16 protein-coding genes are annotated in these 22,247 nt (G+C 45.5%); 10 read left to right on the top strand and 6 right to left on the bottom strand.

Features of this window, described 5'->3' with window-relative positions:
- Positions 1-5: 5 nt before the first annotated feature.
- From gspE to gspC, 3 genes are read right to left on the bottom strand one after another with little or no spacing between them, the layout of a single operon-like run.
- On the bottom strand, positions 6-1,697 hold the full coding sequence (gene gspE / locus ACLSSO_RS07280; protein ID WP_413944512.1) for a type II secretion system ATPase GspE: 1,692 nt from the start codon (positions 1,695-1,697) through the stop codon (positions 6-8).
- Positions 1,698-1,702: 5 nt separating this feature from the next.
- Positions 1,703-3,997 carry a type II secretion system secretin GspD gene (gene gspD, locus ACLSSO_RS07285; protein ID WP_295903978.1) on the bottom strand — a complete coding sequence of 765 codons (2,295 nt, stop codon included), beginning with the start codon at positions 3,995-3,997 and terminating at the stop codon, positions 1,703-1,705.
- A 25-nt stretch (positions 3,998-4,022) separates the two neighbouring features.
- A complete protein-coding gene (gspC, locus tag ACLSSO_RS07290; RefSeq protein WP_295903976.1) occupies positions 4,023-4,940 on the bottom strand; it encodes a type II secretion system protein GspC in 918 nt (305 codons plus the stop codon).
- A gap of 159 nt (positions 4,941-5,099) precedes the next feature.
- Between gspC and ACLSSO_RS07295 the strand changes: the two genes are divergently transcribed.
- Both ACLSSO_RS07295 and ACLSSO_RS07300 read left to right on the top strand, forming a co-directional pair.
- Positions 5,100-5,669: a hypothetical protein gene (locus ACLSSO_RS07295; RefSeq protein WP_295903973.1), complete on the top strand. Its 570-nt coding sequence runs from the start codon at positions 5,100-5,102 to the stop codon at positions 5,667-5,669.
- A 72-nt stretch (positions 5,670-5,741) separates the two neighbouring features.
- Positions 5,742-7,220, top strand: coding sequence for a methyl-accepting chemotaxis protein (locus ACLSSO_RS07300; RefSeq protein ID WP_295903970.1), 1,479 nt, complete (start codon positions 5,742-5,744; stop codon positions 7,218-7,220).
- Here ACLSSO_RS07300 and ACLSSO_RS07305 read toward each other — a convergent pair.
- Positions 7,217-8,668 (bottom strand): hypothetical protein, encoded by a 1,452-nt coding sequence (locus tag ACLSSO_RS07305; protein ID WP_413944513.1) that lies wholly within the window; start codon positions 8,666-8,668, stop codon positions 7,217-7,219. The two genes, ACLSSO_RS07300 and ACLSSO_RS07305, sit on opposite strands and share 4 nt — an antisense overlap.
- Positions 8,669-8,941: 273 nt before the next feature.
- On the opposite strand from ACLSSO_RS07305, the gene ACLSSO_RS07310 reads away from it, so the two are divergent.
- The gene (locus ACLSSO_RS07310) at positions 8,942-10,654 is read left to right on the top strand and encodes a C1 family peptidase (RefSeq protein WP_413944514.1); all 1,713 of its coding nucleotides are present in this window, start codon (positions 8,942-8,944) and stop codon (positions 10,652-10,654) included.
- 54 nt (positions 10,655-10,708) lie between these two features.
- Here ACLSSO_RS07310 and ACLSSO_RS07315 read toward each other — a convergent pair whose 3' ends face one another.
- Together ACLSSO_RS07315 and ACLSSO_RS07320 are read right to left on the bottom strand one after the other, a co-directional pair.
- Complete coding sequence (locus ACLSSO_RS07315; RefSeq protein ID WP_340591127.1) at positions 10,709-11,839, bottom strand: hypothetical protein; 1,131 nt, start codon at positions 11,837-11,839, stop codon at positions 10,709-10,711.
- Positions 11,839-12,414, bottom strand: a complete 576-nt coding sequence (locus ACLSSO_RS07320; RefSeq protein ID WP_295903958.1) for a cob(I)yrinic acid a,c-diamide adenosyltransferase — start codon at positions 12,412-12,414, stop codon at positions 11,839-11,841. Before ACLSSO_RS07320 ends, ACLSSO_RS07315 begins: the two co-directional genes overlap by 1 nt.
- Positions 12,415-12,537: 123 nt before the next feature.
- Between ACLSSO_RS07320 and ACLSSO_RS07325 the strand changes: the two genes are divergently transcribed.
- The 7 genes from ACLSSO_RS07325 to ACLSSO_RS07355 all read left to right on the top strand — a co-directional run bounded on the left by ACLSSO_RS07325 (position 12,538) and on the right by ACLSSO_RS07355 (position 22,246).
- Positions 12,538-13,350, top strand: coding sequence for an N-formylglutamate amidohydrolase (locus ACLSSO_RS07325; protein WP_413944515.1), 813 nt, complete (start codon positions 12,538-12,540; stop codon positions 13,348-13,350).
- 110 nt (positions 13,351-13,460) lie between these two features.
- Positions 13,461-14,861 carry a cytochrome c biogenesis protein ResB gene (locus ACLSSO_RS07330; protein ID WP_413944516.1) on the top strand — a complete coding sequence of 467 codons (1,401 nt, stop codon included), beginning with the start codon at positions 13,461-13,463 and terminating at the stop codon, positions 14,859-14,861.
- 1 nt (position 14,862) lies between these two features.
- On the top strand, positions 14,863-16,503 hold the full coding sequence (locus ACLSSO_RS07335) for a cytochrome c biogenesis protein (RefSeq protein WP_413944517.1): 1,641 nt from the start codon (positions 14,863-14,865) through the stop codon (positions 16,501-16,503).
- Positions 16,504-16,675: 172 nt separating this feature from the next.
- A complete protein-coding gene (locus ACLSSO_RS07340; protein ID WP_295905108.1) occupies positions 16,676-17,215 on the top strand; it encodes a cytochrome c3 family protein in 540 nt (179 codons plus the stop codon).
- Between the two features lie 17 nt (positions 17,216-17,232).
- Positions 17,233-20,367: a TAT-variant-translocated molybdopterin oxidoreductase gene (locus ACLSSO_RS07345; protein ID WP_413944518.1), complete on the top strand. Its 3,135-nt coding sequence runs from the start codon at positions 17,233-17,235 to the stop codon at positions 20,365-20,367.
- Positions 20,364-21,725 (top strand): NrfD/PsrC family molybdoenzyme membrane anchor subunit, encoded by a 1,362-nt coding sequence (gene nrfD, locus ACLSSO_RS07350; protein ID WP_413944519.1) that lies wholly within the window; start codon positions 20,364-20,366, stop codon positions 21,723-21,725. Before ACLSSO_RS07345 ends, nrfD begins: the two co-directional genes overlap by 4 nt.
- The gene (locus ACLSSO_RS07355; protein WP_295905102.1) at positions 21,725-22,246 is read left to right on the top strand and encodes a DUF3341 domain-containing protein; all 522 of its coding nucleotides are present in this window, start codon (positions 21,725-21,727) and stop codon (positions 22,244-22,246) included. Before nrfD ends, ACLSSO_RS07355 begins: the two co-directional genes overlap by 1 nt.
- Position 22,247: the final 1 nt, after the last annotated feature.

A 22,247-nucleotide genomic window follows, 5' to 3' on the forward strand; every position in this document is an offset into this window, starting at 1 on the left:
TTTTCCTAGATGTCTAACTGTGTATTCGAAGTCAGTTCTTCAATCGTCGTAATGCCCGCAAGCACTTTGGCGATACCGTGATCTCGGAATGTTTTCATTCCGTTTTGCACAGCTTGTCTCTTGATAGAGTTACCATCTTTTCTTTGCATGATCAAAGAGCGGATGTCATCTGTCACAACCAAAAGTTCACTGATCGTCGTACGACCCGAATAACCTTTTTGCCCACAGTGATTGCAACCCATCGCGCGGCAGATGTGCGAGTTCTTCGCTTCTTCTTTGCTAACACCGATCAATTGCAATTCAAAATCAGAAGGTTCATAAGGAGCTTTGCAGTGAGGGCAGAGAACGCGCACAAGACGTTGAGCCACGACACCTTGAATGGACGTGGCAATCAAGAACGGTTCCACGCCGAAGTCAATCAAACGCGGGAAGGCACCGGCCGAGTCATTCGTATGCAGAGTTGAAAGAACCAAGTGACCTGTGAGGGACGCTTGAATCGCAAGTTCGGCAGTTTCCAAGTCACGAACCTCACCGACCATGATAATGTCAGGGTCTTGACGAAGGAACGATCTTAATCCCGCCGCAAATGTTAAACCAATTTTTGAGTTCACTTGCACTTGTCCAATCCCATGGATACGTTGCTCCACCGGATCTTCCACTGTCAGAATATTTACGTCAGGTTTGTTCAATTTTGAAAGGGCTCCGTACAGAGTCGTGGACTTACCAGAACCTGTTGGACCCGTCACAAGGAAGATTCCGTAACTGCGCGCCAGAAGATCATCCAGGCGTTCTAAGTTTTCAGTCGAGAAACCCAACTGTTGCAACTCCAAAACGATGCTCGATCTATCTTGAATACGCATCACCAGACGTTCACCGTGAGCCGTCGGCACCGTAGAAAGACGGATATCGATATCTTTACCGCCGACTTTCAAAGGAATACGACCATCTTGGGGCAAGCGTTTTTCGGCGATGTTTAAGTTCGCCATAACTTTGATACGGGACGTGATCGCGTTTTGCAGCTTCTTAGGTGGTTTAAAGACGTCGAACAAAATACCGTCCGTACGGAAACGAACGACCATGTCTTTTTCATAAGGTTCAATATGGATATCAGACGCTTTTTCTTTGACGGCACGAAAGAGAAGGCTGTTCACCATCTTGATCACCGGCGCATCATCTTCGCCAGCTTCAAGAAGATCTACGATCGGATCGTCTAAGTCGTAATCTTCGTCTTCGATTTCATCAAGGCCTGAAAGATTCGCTGTGCTTTTTTCGTAAACTTTATTGATCGCATCTTGCACGCGGCTTGTTGTCGTAATCAAAGGGCGCACGCGTTTTCCGAATAGAACTTTCAAATCATCCAACGCTTTTAGATTCACAGGGTTGCTCGTCAAAGCAATCAAAGTGTCTGAGTCTTCCTTGTAGGGGAGGACGTTGTGTTGTTTGGCGTAGTTAATAGGAATGTCTCGGATCAAGTCGACGGCGATATCGCTGACAGGGATGTCGCGAATAAAATCCAGTCCCAATTCTTTGCAGAGATCGGCGACGACTTCATCCGCCGTGGAAAATTCTTTTGCGGCTAAAGCTTCTCCGACCGTGACGGGTCTCACCACGGAAGGATTGGCTAACACAGAACGCACTTGGTCCTGTGTCAGGGATGTTGCTTTAGTTAAGATCGTTTGAATATCCACGGAGGCCATTCTTATTATTCCTCTTCAATAGCAGGGGCTGGAACATCGCTCGCAGTGCCCTGAGCGCGACGTTGAATTTCATCCATCTTTTTACCATAAGGATCCACGCCGCCCTGAGATTTGATGAAATCAAGACGCTCGTCCAGCTTTTTAGACACGATTTGGTTCGTATCGGCAGAGTTTCTCACAATTTTCGGAGTTAAGAACACCACCATGTTTGTTTTGTCCTTCACAATCGTGCGGGACTTAAACAACCAACCCAAAATAGGAATATCGCCGAGAAGTGGAACTTTCGTCACAGATTCGATGTCTTGTTCTCTCATCAAACCACCCAGAATCGCTGTATCGCCGTTGTTCACGTTGATCACAGTTTTGATCGAACGTTTCGCCAAAGGCTGAGTCGAGTCTTGGAACGCTTTTGGCGTACTTGCTGTTGAAAGCTGAGAAACCTGTTGTTTGATTTCCATACGAATCGCATTTGTCGTTGGGCTGATGAACGGTTTCAAATTCAATTTGATCGTTGCATCTTCAAACACAGGTGTTGTGACTGTCGTACCGCTTGTTCCGCTGCTTGTCGCATTCGAACCCACGACGACTTTATCACCGACCTCAATTTCACCCTCTTGATTGTCCAAAGTCATGATCTGAGGAGTGGAGAGGATGTTGGCTTTTTTCGCTGTCTTTAAGAAGTTAATAAAGCCCAAAAGGTTTGGAATCTTCAAGCTTGTTTTGCTCACAGGATCTGTGACCTCAACAACTTTACCTTCACCAAAACCAATCACGGCCCCGTTACCACCCGTCGGACTCAAGAGTGTATTCAGGTTATCAATACCATTGAAACCCACTTTGCCGTAACCAGAGTCGCCGTATTTATAGTAACCAATACCCCAAGAAGTTCCGTCGTTGGCACTCATCTCCATGATGATCGCCTCAACAAAAACCTGATCGCGAGGAGTGTCGATTTTATTTAAAAGATTCAAAACCACTTCGTAATCTTGTTTGCTGGCCGTGATGATCAAGCTGTTTGTCGTTTTATCGCCGACAATCTTAACATCGCCACCGAAGATCTCTTGCGGAGCCTGCATTTGACCACCAACGCCGATAGGGGAAAGAATGCTACCGCCTGTTTGCGGTTTTGGAGAAGCATCTTTCGTCACACCTTGAAGAGTTTGTGCCAATTTTTCAGCATCGCCATTTTTCACGTGATAAACATAAACGCCGCCAGATTCTTCTGCGCGGATTTTGAAATCAAGTTGAGAGATCAATTTTTTAACACGAACGATACCGGATTTATTTCCGACTACGATGATAGAGTTTGTTCTGTCATCGGGGATGGCCATAAAGAAGCTTGCACCCTGTTGCGACGTCGCTCCCGCGGAACGAGAGAAGCGCGGAACACCCGCTGTGAAAGTTCCTGGCGCGCCACCTTGAGTTTTATTTCCTTTGTTAACAATCTTGTCAACGAGGTCCGCAAGATCTTTGGCCTTTGCGTACTTAATAGGAATAACTTCAAGTTGTTCTTCAAATCCCGGGACGTCCAACTGGCTGATGATTTTCATCACGCGGTCAATGTTAGAGCCGTAGTCAGAGATGATGATCGAGTTCGTTGGCTCATAGATATTCATTTCACCATCTTTAGACGGAAGAATACGAAGATCTCTGTTCACTTGCGCTGCTGAAATGTGCTTCAAGTGAATGATACGAGTGATCATTTGATCCGAGTTTGGATAGTAAGCGCCAGAGAATGTTTCAATGTTGTCGCGTTGAGCATTTCTTGCCGACTTCACTTTTAAGAAGCTGCCTGAAGGAACTACGGTGAAACCGTTGATCGCAAGGGCAGAAAGGAAAGCTTTATAAGCTTCCGCAACAGTGATTTTAGATGGTGCGATGATTGTGATCTTTCCGCGCACACCTGGATCAATGATAAAGTTTTTTCCTGTCAATTCACTGATCGCTTTGATGATGTCTGTGATTTCCACGTTCGGAAAGTCGAAAGACTCAATCGTCTCAGGAAAGTTTTTGCTATTGATATCTTCAATCGGAGCTTTAGCAAATTTCTCTTTCGCACTTTTGTTCATGACTTCATTGCCACCAGCAGCGCCTTTGTGATTCGAGCCACTGTTAGAACCAGGCGTTGCTGAAGGACCTGAAGAGAATGAATCGCTCGGATTTGGAAGTCCGCCGCCAGAATCGCCAAAATCCGGTGGTGGAGGAGGAGGTGGAAAGTCCTCAAACTGTGCATTCGCTGCGGGGCCCACTAACTGGGCTGTCATCAATGAAGCAATTCCTATGCTGACGGTTTTTTTCATTTTCCCTCTCCTCTGTCCTTGAGGATTATTGAATATTATAAGTCATAGTTTCGTTTTTGCCGTTTCTCTCAACTTGCAAAGTCACCTTTGGTGAATTTTTGAGAGTGTTGTAAAGCTCCATCGCTTTTGCGGGGCTATCAACCGGAGTTCCATCGACAGATTTAATCACGTCCATGCGTTGCAAACCGAGTTGCTCATAAATACTTCCAGGCTGCATATCAAGAAGGCGGAAGCCATTGATATTTCCAGTACCGGGTTCACGATTGGGAACAGCACGGGCTTGCATCAAAATACTTGAAAGATCGTTTGTGTATTTCAAAAGGTCGGCGCGTTTGATCGTGAAATTGTTTTCTCCCGTTTTCATGACTTCACGTCCTGTACCGCCACCCATGGGACGAGCGCCGCCGAACGCCACCTTGTTACCTTCTTTTTTCATTTCGATGTACTCAAGACGGTTGGAGTTGAGGTTGCGGAAAATCACTTTTTGACGCTCTACTTTTAGGATTGAAGCCATGCCTTCAATCTCTTTTCCCGGACTGTAAGAAACAACTTGGTTTTTGCCACGAACTTCAATCGCGGCAATGGATTTTTCAGGGTTGGAATGCACCAAAGTTCCGATCAAATTCAACGGCAATTGTGAAGGAACAGGTTCGTCTTCTTTCTGCGCTTCGGCACCTTTGGATTTATCCACTAAGGCATCAGGAATTTGGCCATTGGAAGCAAACATGTTACGGCTGGTTATGCTGTTGTAAGCGCCGCGACTGACGCTGGAATCGATTTGTGCAGATTTTGGATGCGATGGGGGAGCCGATTGAGGAAGCATGCGATCTCTGTAAGCCAAGATAGCTAAGTCAGCAATGCAGTAACCAACAAACACAAAGAGAATGTAGGCGTACCATCTTTCAAATGGAGGGCGTTGATTCTTCGGGTTACGTGAAATCACAGTTGTACAATCCTTTGTCTAATGATCGGCCTAGTCCTTGGGCCTCTCACAATCCTATCAAAAAGGCGGGGGATCGGCACTAAAAAATACAAGCTGGACCATGGTCTTGATTGTTTAAATTTCTACACACATTCTCAAAAGTTAAGTCATGATAGAAGTATGAGAATTCTCTACTTCACGGATGGAGCAGGAATTGATCTTCTGGGGATTCGCGAATCTCTTTTGAGAATACCAGAAGTACTCACCTCCCTTCGTCGCGGCCAGGAATCGGCTCGCTACGTTGATTTGATGCAGGTGATGTCGTTGCCGGACGAAGATTTTCGTCTGGTCCCTAGTGTATTGCGCAACTTCTTAATTAATTTAGTGCAAAGAGGTCTTCATCAACGTTGGATCAATCGCGATCATCGTGCGGATTTGATTCTTCGCCGAATCAACTATCGGTCTTTTGCTGATATCAAAGCTGAAGTTCTCAATTTCATACGCGGAAAAACGGAAGGGAAGGCCGTTGCCACTCAGGACCTTCATCTTTTGCATTTTTTAAGTCGTGTTGAAATCACCATCATTGGTCCAGGATATGATGAAATCGAGATTTGGCTTCGCCGCGAAATCTCAACGAAAACGGACATTAAGGTCTTAATTAAAGACGTTATTGCTTCTGATCCTCAATTGGATTGGTTCTGGCCACAAGTGCGGGAAACTTTCACATCTGGTGAAAATCCTCTCATATAAACAAGAATTACTGCTTTAAATTTTTGTTAGGAAACCGAAGAGTCCTCCAACTTAAAACTCGAGGTTTCTTCCATGAATGTGTTTGCAAAAGTTCGTCTTTTTAATTTTTTCTCTGTCGGCTTAGTTCTAGCGTTGTACGTCTGTATTGGGACAGCTTTTTTCTATGAAAAAGAACTTAACAAAGCTCACGAATCGAAGTTCGTTTCCATGAAGCTTGCGCAAGAACTTCGAGATGGTTCTGCTAATTTGACTCGTACGGCGCGTACTTTCGTTGTGACAGGTGATTCTAAGTACGAAAAAGAATATTTTGATATCATCGCGGTTAGAAACGGTGAAAAGGCGCGTCCTGACGGCCGCAAAGTCGCTTTGAAAGAATTAATGAAGGAAGCGGGTTTCACGACGGAAGAATTTGCCCTTTTAGAAGAAGCTGAAAAAAGATCCAACGCACTAGTGGAAACCGAAACTGTGGCGATGAATGCAGCGAAAGGTCTTTTCAAAGACGACGCTGGAAAGTTCACGGTGAAAAAAGATCCAGATTTGAATATGGCAAGAGCGCTGATGCACGATGAAGCTTATCATAAGTTCATCGCAACTATCGGTGAGCCTATCAATGAGTTCGAAAAATCTTTAGAGGCTCGTACTCGTGGCGCGGTTGAAGCCGCAATGGTTTACGCTCAGTGGGCGTTGGGCAGTGTGGCTGTGATGATCATCGGTCTTTCCCTGACAATGTTGATGGCATCAAATGCGTTGAAACAAGGTATCCGTTTGCAAACAGAAGCTTTGGCGGCAGCGTACTCGCAAATCCGCAATCTTGTGGCAAATTTGACGGGTTCAAGCTCGGCCCTTTCTGCGGCATCAACAGAATCCGCAGCTTCTCTTGAAGAAACAGTGGCGTCTCTTGAAGAGCTTTCAAGCATGATCAAACTCAATGCCGATAACGCTAAACTGGCTTCTGAACTTTCACAAGTTTCTAAAGGTTCCGCGGAGGAAGGTTCTCGTGAGATCGCAAGTCTTATGACTTCTATGCAAGACATCGTAAAATCTTCCAAGAAAATTGAAGATATCATCACAGTGATTGATGATATCGCATTCCAAACAAATCTTTTGGCTCTTAACGCAGCGGTGGAAGCGGCTCGCGCGGGTGAACAAGGTAAAGGTTTTGCGGTCGTTGCTGATGCTGTTCGTGCCTTGGCGCAAAGAAGTGCCACTTCAGCAAAAGAAATTTCTGATTTGATTTCTGAAAGTGTCACGCAAATCGAACAGGGACAAAAAGTAGCTGATTCAAGTTATGAAGTTCTTAAAAAGATCGTAGATTCAGTTAATAAAGTGGCAGGCCTTAATAATGAAATCGCAACAGCGAGTGTAGAGCAAAGCACGGGTGTATCACAAATCACTCAAGCGATGAATCAATTGGATCAGGCAACCCAAACGAACGCTGCTTCTTCAGAGACAATTTCTGAAGCCGCTTCAAGCTTGAATGATTCAACAGAAGGTTTAACAACAACTATTGGAAACCTTGAGAATTTGACGGGTATTAAAAAAGCCGCTTAATCGCAGGATTCGTTCATCGAACTTCGACCTTGTGGGTAAGGCTTACAGACGCTGGCTGCGAATTTCGCGCCAGCCATGTGCTGAGACACGGTCCAATCAAAATCAATTTCCCAACTGCTGATCGTGCCCAAAGCTTTGCGGCACGATTCTACAGACAGGCCACTGCCGCAAATATTCAGGGGCACTTCGGCCTGCGACACCAGCCATTTCATGAACGGATGCGGACCAAAAAGTTGTGAGCGAGAGCAAGGAAGACTGATCCCTGCAATTTCTCCGCTGACATGCCATGCAGCGTAGAGACCGCTAGCAATCATGTTGTCCATGTATTTTTCAATAAGTCCTTTAGCGCGATCTTCAAGACGTTGAATTGAAAGATCAAACGGAGCACCGACGGTTTGCAAAAGTTCACAAAGAGCATCGTCTTTGGATTTTTGTGAAAGACATGTTTTGTTGCGACCGTACTCCAAAGCCTTTGCTATAACGGCGTCTTCAAAGCGATAACTCGCGGGACGTTTGCGGATTTCAGGATGTCTTTGCAATTTCCAAAAAAGGCTCGCTGGAACTTCAATGCTTTGGCAAAGACGAATACCACGGTACAAATTCGCTGCCATGGATTCTACACGCACAGCCAAAAAGGGAGAAAGACCCGCTTCAATCATCTGACAAGTCATGAAGGCCGCGCCCAAGACGTGATAGTTCTTAGAGGCGATCTGTACGGATGTTTTTCCAGGATATTGAACTTTCAGAATTCTCTTTTTTAGAGCGTCCTCGATATCATCCTTTCGTCCCAAAGAACCAGAAATGAAAAAGTCAGAAGTCAAAGGAGGGCATGGTGAATCTTGAGCACCGTCCTCGCCAGCTAAGAAAAGAGCTTCGTGATTAAAACCTGCATTAGCAAGTTTGCTTTCGACTTGTGAGTTTGCGAAGTTCCCTTGTTTGGTGTCGTCATGCCCGCACATGCCAATCAAAGTGAGTGCTAAATTTGGATTGCCGTTAGCATACTTTAAAGCTTTGTTGTAAAGCCAGCCTTCGGGAAGATCTTTGCGAGTGTTGCCGGATTTGTCCCCTAAAGAGGGACGGCTGTTGCGTTTTTCCTCGGGATTTGTTTTTTGCGAAATTTTTGTTGTCGAACGAACGTCATGATAAAAACGCAATGCCTTTTCTGCAAAGCAAGCATTGTTTTTAAAGTGATATTCAAAGAAGTGGGCAACGCCGGTATTGTTGATCGCAACATCGTTATCACTTGTATAAGCTTGAGGATTTAAAATCTGGTAATAGCGTAAAAGACCACTTTTAGTTCCTGAATCAGGAAGAGTCTCAATCAAAGTGCGTGCGATACGATCCGCCGAAGAAATATTATTGTTGTCGGTAGGACCCACGCTCATAGCATCTTGCGCATTGGCAGAAAGAGCCCATAGAAAACCCACTCCACAGAGGAGTTTTGTCATGTGTTTCAAAATGAGACGGCTCGGGATCGTTTTCATCATCCAAAAGAGCAGCAAAACCAAGGCCTGTCCAGGCTCCTTTGTAGAGGAGCTGGGATCAGTAAACTGCCCAAGGTGCCAAAAATAAGCTTAGTTTTTTTGATTTTTTCCGATGAAGGATACTCAATCAACACCGGAGATTCAGCTATGATTCGCTCAACGAAATGCCTTCGAGCTGCACTGTCAGTTTTCGTGGTCTTCTGTCATGTACTCCCATTGCAAGCTCACGCAGCCTTTATGAAAACGGGCCTTAAACCTATCAGTCCTGAAGAGCAGGTCTCTTTAGAGAAAAGAAAATTAAAGAGGATTCGTCTGAATGCTCTAGGAGCATCGCGGGTGAACCATGAAAGAAAAAAACACGGCCTTGTTCCAATCAAAAAAGAGACCTTTCTTCCAGAAGTGGATGCAGAAACTTCTGGAGCTGCCGCTAATATTACGGAGGTCAGTTCCTTAGGGACTTTAGATATTCCGGCTCAGTTGGATAACTCGGCCTTGCCGTCATTTCCGGTGATCGTGAATCAGGGACCTCAAGCGTCGTGCGTGGCATTTGCGAGTACTTATTATCTGGCCAGTCATGAACTTTGTTTGACCTTGGGTTGTGATAATAAATCAGCGCAACAAAAAGTTCTTTCTCCGAAATGGACCTACAATCTTATTAACGGAGGTGTCGACGATGGCGCGAGTTTTTCAGACGCGTTTTCTGTTCTGGAAAAGCATGGTGCTCCTTTAAACGCGGAGTTTCCCGTGGATGCTGATTTCCGTGCGTGGAGTTTGAACTCTGCTCTTTGGAAAGAAGCTCTGGGTGCAAGATTATCTCCCTTCGTCTCTGTCGCTATCAATACGGATGCAGCGATTGCCAACGTCAAACAAGTTCTTATGAACGGACATGTTTTGATGATGGGCACTTACATTAATAGCTGGGTGTTCAACACGGTGAAAGCCAATCCATCAGCGATAAGTAATCCATTTGTGGGGCAAAAGATCGTCACCCATCTCAATGGTAAATTGGGCGGTCATGCAATGACTATCGTTGGTTACGATGACAACATCTGGACGGACATCAATGGAAACGGCTTGGTTGAGCCTTCTGAGTTGGGAGCCTTCAAAGTGGCAAATTCTTGGGGCGTTTACTGGGGTAATCAAGGGTATTCGTGGGCTTCATACGACGCTTTTAGAACCACGACGACAGTTCCAGGTTGGAATGTGACAGGTCGTTTGCCGGTGACACAAACCTCGACGGTGTTCTTTGCATCGTATGCTCCCGCAGTGTCAAAAGCGTTGGTTGAAGTGACTTTGTCGCACGCTCGCCGTAATCAAGTGGCGGTGCAATTGGGATCTTCTTCAAATATGCAAACAACTCCGAATACCACATGGAAGCCATTTGCATTTTCAAATATTGGCGGCGATTTTGCCTTTGATGGAACCACTGTTGAAAAAGAAGGAACATTCTACTTTGATATTTCCGCTCTGGTTTCGGATTTAAGTACAGAGAAGTACTATCTCACTGTATCTGATGCAACAACGGGCAGTGCCTTGCAGGTGAAGTCATTTAAAATTATCGACCCTCAGGTCGGGACGACTTTGTTTGCAGCTTCGAATGTTCCACTTTTCGTGGATGCTGGAGCGGCGACTCTTTCCGTAGGAAATCCTTATTTGGGTGATGTCACTCCTCCTTCCGTTCCGCAGAATTTCAAGGCGACTTTGGAGTCGTATAAAGTAGGTAAAAAGACACAATACCGTACGGCGATGAGTTGGACGGCGGCGACGGACAATGTGGGCGTTGCAAAATACCGAATCTATCGTAACGGAGTAAGGCTGAATGAAACTACTTCATCAAAGTACACTGATTCCAGTATTTCACAGGGTGTGAGTTATACCTATGAGATCACAGCTTTGGATGCTAAGGGCAATGAGTCTCAAAAATCTGTCGCTATGACTGTTCGTTGGTAGTTTTGAATCTATAAAAGACGACCTTTGCGCTGCAAGGGCGTCTTTATCTATCTTCTAAAGCGCGAAAAACGGTTCCATCTCAATCGGTTTTTCATTTCCGGGATGTAAAAATTTAGGCGGTTCCTGGTCGGGAGCTAAAAGCACATAAACCCCAAATGGCATCTTCGCGCCAATCCAATTTTGCGGGCGACGATAGATGTATTCTGAGCGGATTTGATTGTAGACTAAAAATTCATTATCGCGAGCTTCGTCATAAGCCTTCCAAAGAAGGCTTTCAAAAATATCTCCGTTATCGGCAAATAAGAAATTCAAATATTTAAAATTAAATCCCGCTTCGATCTTCAAGCGAGAATAAGGTTTGGTCAGAGTTCTTGTCCAACCCAACATCTTTCCAAACTTTAAAAACTGACGGAAGTTGTGCGCACGCAGAGAGTACTCCATCGGAATAAAATCTTGAATGCCGCCTGACGACCATGGCGCTGCACAGCCCACGATATTGTCATCTTTATCAAACGCAATCAGGAAATCTTCAAGCTTTAGACCTTTCCAACGATCGAGTTTATCGTGAAAGCTCTGCGCATCCCAAACAGTGGAAAGATCCTTCTGACGGGATTTTTGAATAATATAATAAATCAAAGCGTCGACATTGTTTTCGTTGCCGCGGCGAATGCGCAAATGTGGAAGTGGATTTTGCGCCCATGGCAGTCGTCCATGCACAGACACCATATTGAATCTTCGGAAAAGATAATAGTGTGGCAAAGGACGCTTCATCGTGCGCGGGCGCACAAAAGCATTCATCGCTTGCACTTCGCTCATACTTAAAACCGAAAATAAATGTTTGCAGCCAAAGGTGTGGAATACTTCTTCCATCACAGGTAAAAAGTGCTGAGACCATTGTAAAATCGCACGGCGATTTGAAGAAATACGCAGATCGCGACCAAAAGCGACAGGACGAACTTTATTGTCCAAAAGTACATCACGCATCACAAAACTCGCAACGCCTTCGATTTTATTTTCGTCGTCTTTGAGCTGATAAGTCAGATGACGATCCGATTGAATCGAGTAGGGAGCAAAAAAATCTCCGTCTCGATCAATTTTCATTTCGACAAGGCCGCGCAGAGGAAAACCTTTGTAAAATTCAACCAGCGCCTTAGAGTCTTCCGGTTTTGCGATCTCTAACTTCATTAAGTCTTCTTCCAAAGAACATCGCCGTGTCCCGTTTTCATATTAGCCCAACGAGCCGCTACAAAAAGATAGTCACTCAAGCGATTCAGATATTGAAGAGGCATCATATAGCGGTCATCTTTCACCGCGATTTCAGCCGAGCGGCGTTCACTGCGACGGCACGACGTGCGCGCCACATGTAAAGCCGCCGCAACCGGATGACCTGCTGGCAAAATAAAATTGCGAAGTTCAGGAAGTTGTACGGTCAATTCGTCAATTTGCACTTCTAGAAAACGAATCTGTTCTTCCGTGATCGGCGGAAGCATTTTTAAAACTTCATCTTTTTCTGTGGCCAAAAGACTTCCGATATTGAAAAGTTCATTCTGCACTTTTTCAAGAGGCGCATCCAATGAAGCCAATTCTGTAACAGATGACAAAGCCGCACGGACAACGCCAAGAGAACTATTGAGTTCATCGACTGTCCCATAAGCTTCCACGCGAGGGTTGAATTTTTCGACACAAGATCCGTCCACCAAACGTGTCGTTCCTTTGTCACCTGTCCGCGTATAAATTTTTGCTTTGGGAGCATTCGTCATAAGCATTATCCTTTACTAAATTCTTGCTTTTTCCCGGCAAGAGGTCAAGGGTTGAAGCCGCGGACGCGGGCAGAGCGCAGGGCCAGCGGCCCGGAGCTGAAGCAGATCTAAAGGAGTAGTATTATGAGTTCCACTGACATCCCATTGATCGTAACGATTCCACATTCAGGCGAAAAAGTTCCACCACAAACGCCGTGGCTGAATTCTTTACCGGAAGAAGTTTTGATGTGCGACGTCGACCGTTATGTGGACTTTTTGTATGAACCTGCACTTCATAAACTTCACATTCCTTTTGTCAAAACAGAGTGGCATCGTTACGCCGCTGATTTGAATCGCATTCCTGAAGATGTGGACGCCTCCTCCGTGGTTGGAAATCCGAATCCGGCGGGAACTCACAATCGTGGTTTTCACTGGGTGATCACGACTTACAAACATCAACTGATGAAAGAGCCGATGACTCCGCAAGTGCATGATGAACTTGTAAAACTGATCTACGAGCCGTTCCACAGCGGCGTGCGCGCTCTTTACCAAGACCTTCATGCCAAAGGTTATAAAAAAACTTTTCACATTGATGCGCACAGTATGCCGTCCGTAGGTACTAGCGAGCATCGCGATCCAGGGGAACTTCGTGCTGATATTGTGGTCAGCGACAGCAAAGGAAAAAGCTGTGATCCAAGATTCAAGGATCTCGTGATTGCGGCCTATGTGACAGCGGGTTTTAAAGTGGGTTACAATTGGCCCTACTTTGGCGGGCGCGTCACAGAGCAGTACGGAGATCCCCGTCGCGATCAACACACTCTGCAAGTTGAAATGAATCGCTCTCTGTATATGGATGAGAAAACAAAAAAGCTCAAACCTGAAGAGGCGAAGAAAGTTCAGGAAAAAGTTCTCTTTGCCTTGAGCTATATCCGCAACAATTTGATGCATATAATGTAGGGCGTCGAAAAGTAAAAAGCATAGTCAGCCGAGCCGACTTAAATTATTGATAGCTATCAGCAATTAAAATTTTTTTAGCTTTCAAGGACGGCTCGTTGGATAAACCCTCTTTGCCCAAAAAATCTCTGCTCAAGAGGCTCAATAAGCCTCTAGCTTCAGTTAAGCTGGCTGTTTTCATTATCATTTCTATTGCAGCGATCACGGCGGTCGGTACGTTCGTTGAAGCGAAGTACGATTCGTACGCTGCTCGAAAACTCGTTTACGACACTTGGTTCATGTACGGCATTATGGGACTTTTGGTGATCAACCTCACTGCGGTGATGTTGGATCGTTGGCCGTGGAAAAAACGTCATGCGGCGTTTGTTCTTGCGCACATTGGGATCATCGTCATGCTTGCGGGAGCAGTTCTAACAATGAACTACGGTCTTGATGGCTCTATGCGTGTTGGAATTGGTGAAGACAACAATCTTGTTCAGACATCTGAAACAGATCTTGTTGTGTACACGTCCTTCGATGGCGACCGCTATTCAAAAACTCTCGAACAAGAAGTGGATTTCTTTAAGAACCCACCGTCTGAAAAACACCCCGTTGTGATTCCGGCTTACGAGGGCGAAATCCGCATTGTAGACTACAAAAAATATGTTTTGCCTTCACGTAAAGTCGTCGTCGATGAAAGCGGTAAAGGTGGAGCGGGTCTGCGTTTTCAACTGCAAAATCCCAACGTGAATGTGATTGAGTGGTTAGTGCAAAGAAAGTCGGATTCGGTTGCGACTCATAATTTCGGTCCGGCGCAAATTCATTTAGGCAAGGCTCCTGAAAAAGGCCGTGGTGCCAATGAAATTTTCCTAACGCCGGAAGATAACAACACTCTTCGTTACGTTGTTTTTCAAAAAGACTCTGAAAAGCCTCATAAAAAAGGTGTCGTGAAAGAAGGCGAAGTCTTTGATCCGGGCTTTAAGATGGCTTTGAATTTCCGCGTTCTGCGTTTTCTTCCTTCGGCGATCGAAGATTGGGATTTGCAACCGTCAGCTCGTCCGACGCCTTTGACAACATCCGCGATTAAGATCGTGTTCGATGGCAAAGAACATTGGGTTCTTTTGAATGACATGGTGAAGTTGTTTACAAACAACGCCGTGTATCTTTTGACATACGGAAATCGTCGTACAGATATCGGTTTTAAAATTAAGCTTAAAAACTTCGCGGTGACACGTTATCAGGGCACAATGCGTGCGATGGCTTACGAAAGTGTCGTGGAAGTTCCTGAAAAGGGCGAGCAGGTCATTTCAATGAATGAACCTCTTAAGTACAAAGGTCTCACGATTTATCAGGCGAGCTTTCAAGAAGAAGAAGGAAAGCCCATAGCCTCGATTTTCTCTGTGAATCACGATCCGGGACGTTTTTTGAAATATCTTGGTTCTTTGATTATGAGTTTGGGAATTGTTTTACTGATGTGGTTTAAACACCTGGATTTTAAAATTGCGCGCAAATCGCAAAAAGACGGGGAAGAGTAATATGAAAAAGTTGATGTTGTTGATTGCCTCCTTACTTGTGAGCGTCTCTGTTTTTGCAAAAACAGGGGATGCGCTGAACTATCTGCAAGTGCAAGACGGTGGACGTATTAAGCCTTACGACAGTTTTGCTCGTGAAATGCTTGAAATCGTTTACGGTAAAACGCAGTACGAAGGTCGTCTGGCGACGGAGATTGTCATGACGTGGATGCTGTCTCCGCAAGCATGGCATGACAAAAAAATCTTTGAAGTGCGCAACCATCAAGTTTTGGATGCGATGAAACTTCCAAAAGATCAACGCTGGTTCACCGGCGAAGAACTTTTTGGTGGCGAAAGATTCGCTCTTCTTCGTCAAGAGTTGCAGGCTAAACGTGAATCCAAAGAAAAACTCGATCCTTACTTCCAGGCATTGCAACGCCTCGAAAATCAATTCGTAGTTTTCCAGGAGGTCGCTGCAGGCCGCATGCTTAAGGTCGTTCCTCCTAAAGAAGGCGACGCTTGGATCGCAGTTGCCGATTTAGATCCGGTTCAGCAAGAAAAGTTCATGGATCTCACAAAAGCTTTCGTGAGTCATATCGGGGCCGTTGCAAAAGGGGAGAGCACGGAGGCAACAGGTGCTGAGCTTGATAAAGCTGTTCATGCTTTTGAAGACGTTGCTCGTGCAAACAATCCCGCTCTTTATAACCACGAAACAAAGATGAAAGCCGAAGTTCACTACAATAACTTTCATCCGTTCCGTTGGGCTTATGTGTGCTACTTCATCGCCTTTATGGTTTTGCTTTTGGTGTGGACTCTCAGCAAAGAATCTTTGATGAAGGTCGTGTGGATTTTCCTCATGTTGGGATTTGTGTTGCACACTTACGGCTTTGGCCTTCGCATGTACATCATGGAGCGTCCGCCAGTTTCTAATATGTATGAAACAGTGGTGTGGGTCGCGTGGGGAACAATTTTATTCGCTGCGATCTTGGAGCTTATCTATAAGTATCGTTTGATTTTAGTCGCAGGAACTTTGGTTTCGGCTTTTGGTCTTGTGATCGCTGACTTTGCTCCAGCCGTTCTTGATCCGACGCTTCAACCTTTGGAGCCGGTTCTTCGCAGCAACTATTGGCTGACGATTCACGTGATGACTATCACTATCAGTTACGCGGCGTTTTTCTTGGCGTTCGGTTTGGGCGACATTGGTCTTATCTACTATCTCCGTGGAGAACAAAAACATCAGGCTCAGATCAAAGCCGTGGTGACGGGAATTTATCGCGCGATGCAAATCGGCGTGGCGTTTCTAGCACCTGGAATTATTTTGGGTGGCATCTGGGCGGACTACTCTTGGGGGCGCTTCTGGGGCTGGGATCCAAAAGAGACGTGGGCGTTGATCGCTCTCTTAGGATATCTCGCGGTTCTTCACGCGCGCTACGCCGGCATGATCAAAAATTTTGGAATGATAGTGACGGCAGTGATCACTTTCTCTCTCGTGATCATGGCTTGGTACGGAGTGAACTTCGTTCTTGGCGCAGGGCTTCATTCGTACGGCTTTGGTGCGGGTGGTGTTGAATATGTGTCTGCTTTCGTGGCAGCGCACATCTTATTAGTGATTTATGTAAGTGTGATTAGGCAAGGTAAGGGTAAAAAACAGACACCTGCTACTTGATTTTTATTTTGCACACTTCTTGGGCGAATAGTCTGAGTCATCTTCTTTTTCAATATGTTTGCAAAAAGAATATGGACAACTGGACTTTTCCACCATTAAATAGGAGCAAACTAAAATTAGGACAGCATTCGTTTGTCTTTGGCCCACAGTAGTGAATAAGCGAAGGATGATTATGCATCGGGTATTCAAAAGAACGGCGGCGAGCGCATTGGCGTTATTAGGCGCGCTCATGGTTTCAACTCTTCTCGTTGGTTGTAAATTTCAACCAGGGTTTGGATATAACAAAGGATACGCTCCAGAGCAGCCTATCGCGTTTGACCACTCCCTCCATGCGGGAACTCACAAAATTCAGTGTCAGTACTGCCACAATCAGGTGGAAAGAACGAAGCACTCGAATATTCCTGCACTTTCAACGTGCATGAACTGCCATCTTCAAGTGGCGACTGATAAACCTGGTATTCAAAAATTGCGTGAAGCGTATGACAACGGCGGATCTATTGAGTGGGTTCGCGTGCACATGCTTCCTGACTTTGTTCACTTCAACCACAACGCCCACATCGCTAAAGGCGTGAACTGCCAAACTTGCCATGGTCAAATCGAGACTATGAAGAAAGTAGAACAGTTTGCTGACCTTTCTATGGGTTGGTGTGTGAACTGTCATCGTCAGCCTGAAAACAAGGCTCCACTCAACTGTTCAACTTGTCACTACTAAGGATTTCGGAAGGTACCATGTCTGAAATGCATCATGATAATGAATTAGAAATGAAAAAAGCGCTTCGCCCACAAGTGGAGCGTGATAACAAATACTGGCTGAGCCTTGAGCAATGGAAAAACGATCCTGAGTTCATGAAGCTTGCTGAGACGGAATTCCAATCTTCTCCTCTTCGTGCGCAAGACGATGAAAGCGGTTGGGCACGTCGTGAATTCTTGAAGTTGATGGGAGCTTCTATTGCTTTGGCATCTGCGGGTTGTATCCGTCGTCCAGTGCAAAAAATCGTTCCTTACAACAAGCAACCTGAAGAAGTGACTTTGGGTGTAGCGAATTACTATTCTTCAGCTTACTTCGAAGGTTCTGAAGGTCTTGGTGTTTTGGTTAAAACACGTGAAGGCCGTCCTATTAAAATCGAAGCAAATCCGGGCCACCCATTCAGCATCTCTGGTTTGAACATCCGTTCACAAGCCTCTTTGTTGAAGATGTACGATCCAGAAAGATTGAAAGGTCCACAACGCAATCTTTTCAATGAGAAAAGATCCAACAGCCAAGTTGTCGACGTTAAATGGGAAGAGCTAGACAAAAAAGTTGTTGAGCAACTCAAAAAAGGTGACGTTGTTGTTTTGACGGGCGCGATTGCGTCTCCTGCAACACGCGCTGTGATCGGCGACTTCGCACAAGGTTTCAAAGCGAAACACGTTGTGTGGGAAGCATTCGCGAACGAAGAAGTTCGTGAAGGTCAAAAAGCTTCTTACGGTGATGACGTCGTTCCAGCTTATCGTTTCGATAAAGCGAAGATGATCGTGTCTATCGACGCAGACTTCTTGGGAACATGGATCTCTCCAACAGCTTTCACGAACCAATTCGTGAACGGCCGTAAAGATATCAAAAACATGAATCGTTTGGTTTCTTTCGATTCAAATTACTCTCTCACTGGTGCAAACGCAGACATCCGCATGAAGATCAAACCTTCTCAACAGCTTGATGTTGTGATGGGTCTTCTTCATGAGATCATCGTGAAAAAAGGCGCTTCTTCTTACGCTGGCAACGCCAATGTAAAAGCAGCTTTGGCTCCATTTGCTGATACGGCGAAAAAATTGGGTGTTGAACCTGAGTTGTTCGCAAAAGTCGCTGCCGACCTTCTTGCAAACAAAGGTGAGTCTTTGGTTGTAGCCGGTGGTATCCAAACAATGACTGAGAAGTCTAAAGAGCTTCAAGTAGCTGTAAACTTCTTGAACTCGATCTTGGATAACGACGGTAAAACAGTCGACCACAAAAATGGCAACGTGGCTTTGAAAGCTTCTTACGAAGACATGGCCGCTCTTATTAAAGATATGGCTGCTGGCAAAGTAAAAACTTTGGTTGTTCACGGTGTGAATCCCGCTTTCGTATTGCCTGCTGAAATGGGCTTCGCTGACGCCATTAAAAAAGTTCAAATGGTTGTCTACACAGGTGACCGTATTGACGAAACAGGCGTTTATGCAGACTACATCACTCCAGACAACCACGCGTTGGAATCTTGGAATGATGCTGAATTGGCAAATGGTGTTTATACAATCTGCCAACCTGCGATCCGTCCAATGTACGACACTCGTTCATTCCAATTGTCTTTGATGACTTGGGCCTTCATGGCCAATATGGGTCCTCAACGTCTTCGTGACTACGAAACTTTCTATGACTACTTAAGAGTGTTCTGGAAATCAGACATCCAACCAAAAGTGGGCAAAGGAAAAGATTTCGAAGACTTCTGGCAAGAAACTCTTCAAAAGGGTTACGCAGGGTCATTGGGCGCAGGTTTTTCTGCTCGCTCATTCAAAGTAGATGCTTTTACATCTATCAAACCAGCGGCAGCTTCTGAAGGATTCGAACTTGTTCTTTACCCAACGTCTCACATGGGTGATGGCTCTTTGAACAACGTTTCTTGGTTGCATGAGCTTCCAGATCCGGTAACAAAAGCTGTATGGGACAACTACATCAGCGTTTCTTTGGCGACAGCTGAAAAACACGGTTTGAAACAAAACTCTGTTGTTGAATTGACGGTAGGGGATAAGAAGATCGAACTTCCGATCTTGATCCAACCAGGTCTTCATGACGATGTTTTGGCGATCGCTGTTGGTTTCGGTCGTACACGCGTAGGTAAAGTAGGTAATGGCATTGGTAAAAATGCTTTTGCTCTAGCTACTGCGAAAGACGGCAAAGTTGTTTTCGCTGGTCAAAAAGCGGAATTCAAAAAATTATCTAAGAAGTATGAAATTGCGATCACGCAAGGTCATCACTCCATGGAAGGTCGTAACATCGTTGCGGAAGCAACTTTGAAAGACTACAACAAAAAGAAAGACGCCGGCATCCACAGACACCACACTTGGTCGATCTGGTCTGGCCACGAATACAGTGGTCACAAATGGGGTATGGCTGTTGATCTTCACTCTTGCACAGGCTGTTCTTCTTGCGTGGTTGCATGTCAATCTGAGAACAACATCCCTGTCGTAGGTAAGCAGTACGTGATTGAAGGCCGTGAAATGCACTGGATCCGTATTGACCGTTACTACACTGGAAACCCAGCAGACGCTGAAGCAGTTTTCCAACCGGTTATGTGTCAGCACTGTGACAATGCTCCTTGCGAGACGGTATGTCCGGTTCTTGCGACTGTTCACTCTGATGAAGGTCTCAATGACATGGTTTACAACCGTTGCGTGGGAACTCGTTACTGCGCGAATAACTGTCCTTACAAAGTTCGTCGTTTCAATTGGTTCAACTATGCGAAGTTGATTGAGAAGCCGTTGCACATGGCTCTAAATCCTTCAGTGGGTGTTCGTACTCGCGGGGTTATGGAGAAATGTACATTCTGCGTTCAAAGAATCCAGGATGCAAAAATGGTTGCTCGCAATGAAAAACGTCAGTTGAAAGACGGCGACGTGAAGACAGCCTGCCAAACTGCATGTCCTGCAGGTGGTATCGTGTTTGGTGATTTGAATGATCCAAACTCTCAAGTGGCTAAGATCTTCAAAACAGAAGAGCGTTCTTACGCACTTCTTGAAGAATGGCATGCGAAACCTTCCGTTCGCTACCTTTCTAAGATCCGTAACAATGATAAAGAATCAACTGGTGACCACAACGGTCACGGTACTGCAAAACAAGGTGAGCACTCATGATGAAGCGTAGTCCATTAGTCCTTGGCAATAAGACTTTAAAAGATGTGACGGACGACATCTGTGCGCCGGTGGAAAGATTCCCATCCAAAGGTTGGGTGGGATTGTTCCTCGGTGCGAAGACGTTGTTGTTATTTTATATCGGTATTCTTGCAAGCGTTGTTGGTATCGGTATCGGTTTGCTGGGTGTTAACAGCCCGGTCTTCTGGGGTACGATGATCGTTACGTTCGTATTCTGGATCGGTATCGGTCACGCCGGCACATTGATCTCTGCGGTTCTTTTCTTGTTCCGTCAAAAGTGGAGAACATCGGTGGCGCGTACTGCGGAAGCGATGACGGTCTTCGCCGTTATGACAGCAGGTTTATTCCCGTTGCTTCACACGGGTCGTCCTTGGTTGGATTACTGGTTGTTCCCGTATCCAAATCAACGTGGACCATTGTGGGTGAACTTCCGTAGTCCATTGTTGTGGGACGTTTTCGCCGTATCAACATACGCGACTGTTTCCATGGTATTCTGGTACATCGGTTTGGTTCCTGACTTTGCAACTATCAAAGACCGTGCGAAAAACAAACTTCGCAGAACTGTTTACGGTGCGCTTTCTTTGGGATGGCGTGGAACTGCAAGAAACTGGTCACACTATGAAATGGTGTACTTGATCCTTGCGGGTCTTTCGACTCCACTCGTTCTTTCAGTTCATACGATCGTCTCTTTCGACTTCGCGGTTTCTAACTTGCCAGGTTGGCATACAACGATCTTCCCTCCATATTTCGTTGCCGGTGCGATCTTCTCCGGTTTCGCGATGGTTGTGACGTTGATGACTTTGGTTCGTATCGGTTTCAAAGAATTCCAAAACTACGTAACGCTTGATCATATGGAAGTGATGAACAAAATCATCATGACAACAGGTATGCTTGTTGGTTACGCGTACGCGTCTGAGTTCTTTATCGCTTGGTACTCTGGCAACCAATACGAGCGTTTTGTGTTTATCAATCGTGCTTTCGGTCCTTACGGCTGGTCTTACTGGTGTATGGTGACTTGTAACGTGTTGATCCCGCAATTGTTCTGGTTCAAGAAAATGCGTCGTTCAATCCCTGTGATGTTCGTAGTTTCTATCTTCGTGAACATCGGTATGTGGTTTGAGCGTTTCGTGATCACTGTGACATCTCTTCACCGTGACTTCTTGCCATCAAGCTGGGGCATGTACGCTTGGTCATGGTTCGATACAGGGGTTCTTGTTGGATCCTTCGGTATGTTCCTGACACTGTTCTTGTTGTATCTACGTTTGTTCCCTGCGATTTCTATCGCGGAAGTGAAGCCTGTACTCCATGTTGGTTACGATGATAAAGGAGGGCACCACTAATGGCTCAATATACTAAAGGTATCGCTGGTATTTGGGAAGATGAACACTTGATCTTGAAGGCCGCTCGCAAAACTCGCGAGTCGGGCTTCACAAAGTTCGATGTGATCTCTGCTTATCCTATTCACGGGATGGAAGAAGCTTGCGGCATTAAAAGATCTTGGATCCCTTACGTCACTTTCGTTGCGGGATGCGTAGGTCTGACAGCAGGTCTTCTTTTGACTTGGTGGACTTCAGCAGTGAACTGGGCGGTGAACGTGGGTGGTAAACCTTTCTTCTCGCTTCCAGCCTTCATTCCTATTATGTTCGAATTGACTATCTTGTTTGCCGCTCTTTCTTCTGTTGGAGCTTTGTTCTATGCGTGCAAAATTCCACGTATTGATCCTCCATCAATTGATCCTGATTTGAGCTCTCACAAATTTGCGGTTTTCATCCCTCACAATGATACAGGGTATGACGAATCCAAAATTGAAAAGATGTTCAAAGAGCTTGGCGCTAAAGAAGTGAAGAAGACGGAGTACTAAA

The sequence above is a fragment of the Bdellovibrio sp. HCB-162 genome (assembly GCF_047344985.1).
In the GTDB taxonomy this organism is placed as follows: domain Bacteria; phylum Bdellovibrionota; class Bdellovibrionia; order Bdellovibrionales; family Bdellovibrionaceae; genus Bdellovibrio.

Excerpts from the sequence above, each read along its gene's own strand:
- ACLSSO_RS07315 (WP_340591127.1), bottom strand. The coding sequence starts at position 11,839 with ATGAAGTTAGAGATCGCAAAACCGGAAGACTCTAAGGCGCTGGTTGAA.
- ACLSSO_RS07340 (WP_295905108.1), top strand. The coding sequence starts at position 16,676 with ATGCATCGGGTATTCAAAAGAACGGCGGCGAGCGCATTGGCGTTATTA.
- ACLSSO_RS07295 (WP_295903973.1), top strand. The coding sequence starts at position 5,100 with ATGAGAATTCTCTACTTCACGGATGGAGCAGGAATTGATCTTCTGGGG.
- ACLSSO_RS07300 (WP_295903970.1), top strand. The coding sequence starts at position 5,742 with ATGAATGTGTTTGCAAAAGTTCGTCTTTTTAATTTTTTCTCTGTCGGC.
- ACLSSO_RS07310 (WP_413944514.1), top strand. The coding sequence starts at position 8,942 with ATGAAAACGGGCCTTAAACCTATCAGTCCTGAAGAGCAGGTCTCTTTA.
- ACLSSO_RS07320 (WP_295903958.1), bottom strand. The coding sequence starts at position 12,414 with ATGACGAATGCTCCCAAAGCAAAAATTTATACGCGGACAGGTGACAAA.
- gspE (WP_413944512.1), bottom strand. The coding sequence starts at position 1,697 with ATGGCCTCCGTGGATATTCAAACGATCTTAACTAAAGCAACATCCCTG.
- ACLSSO_RS07325 (WP_413944515.1), top strand. The coding sequence starts at position 12,538 with ATGAGTTCCACTGACATCCCATTGATCGTAACGATTCCACATTCAGGC.
- ACLSSO_RS07305 (WP_413944513.1), bottom strand. The coding sequence starts at position 8,668 with ATGACAAAACTCCTCTGTGGAGTGGGTTTTCTATGGGCTCTTTCTGCC.
- ACLSSO_RS07335 (WP_413944517.1), top strand. The coding sequence starts at position 14,863 with ATGAAAAAGTTGATGTTGTTGATTGCCTCCTTACTTGTGAGCGTCTCT.
- gspD (WP_295903978.1), bottom strand. The coding sequence starts at position 3,997 with ATGAAAAAAACCGTCAGCATAGGAATTGCTTCATTGATGACAGCCCAG.
- ACLSSO_RS07355 (WP_295905102.1), top strand. The coding sequence starts at position 21,725 with ATGGCTCAATATACTAAAGGTATCGCTGGTATTTGGGAAGATGAACAC.
- nrfD (WP_413944519.1), top strand. The coding sequence starts at position 20,364 with ATGATGAAGCGTAGTCCATTAGTCCTTGGCAATAAGACTTTAAAAGAT.
- ACLSSO_RS07345 (WP_413944518.1), top strand. The coding sequence starts at position 17,233 with ATGTCTGAAATGCATCATGATAATGAATTAGAAATGAAAAAAGCGCTT.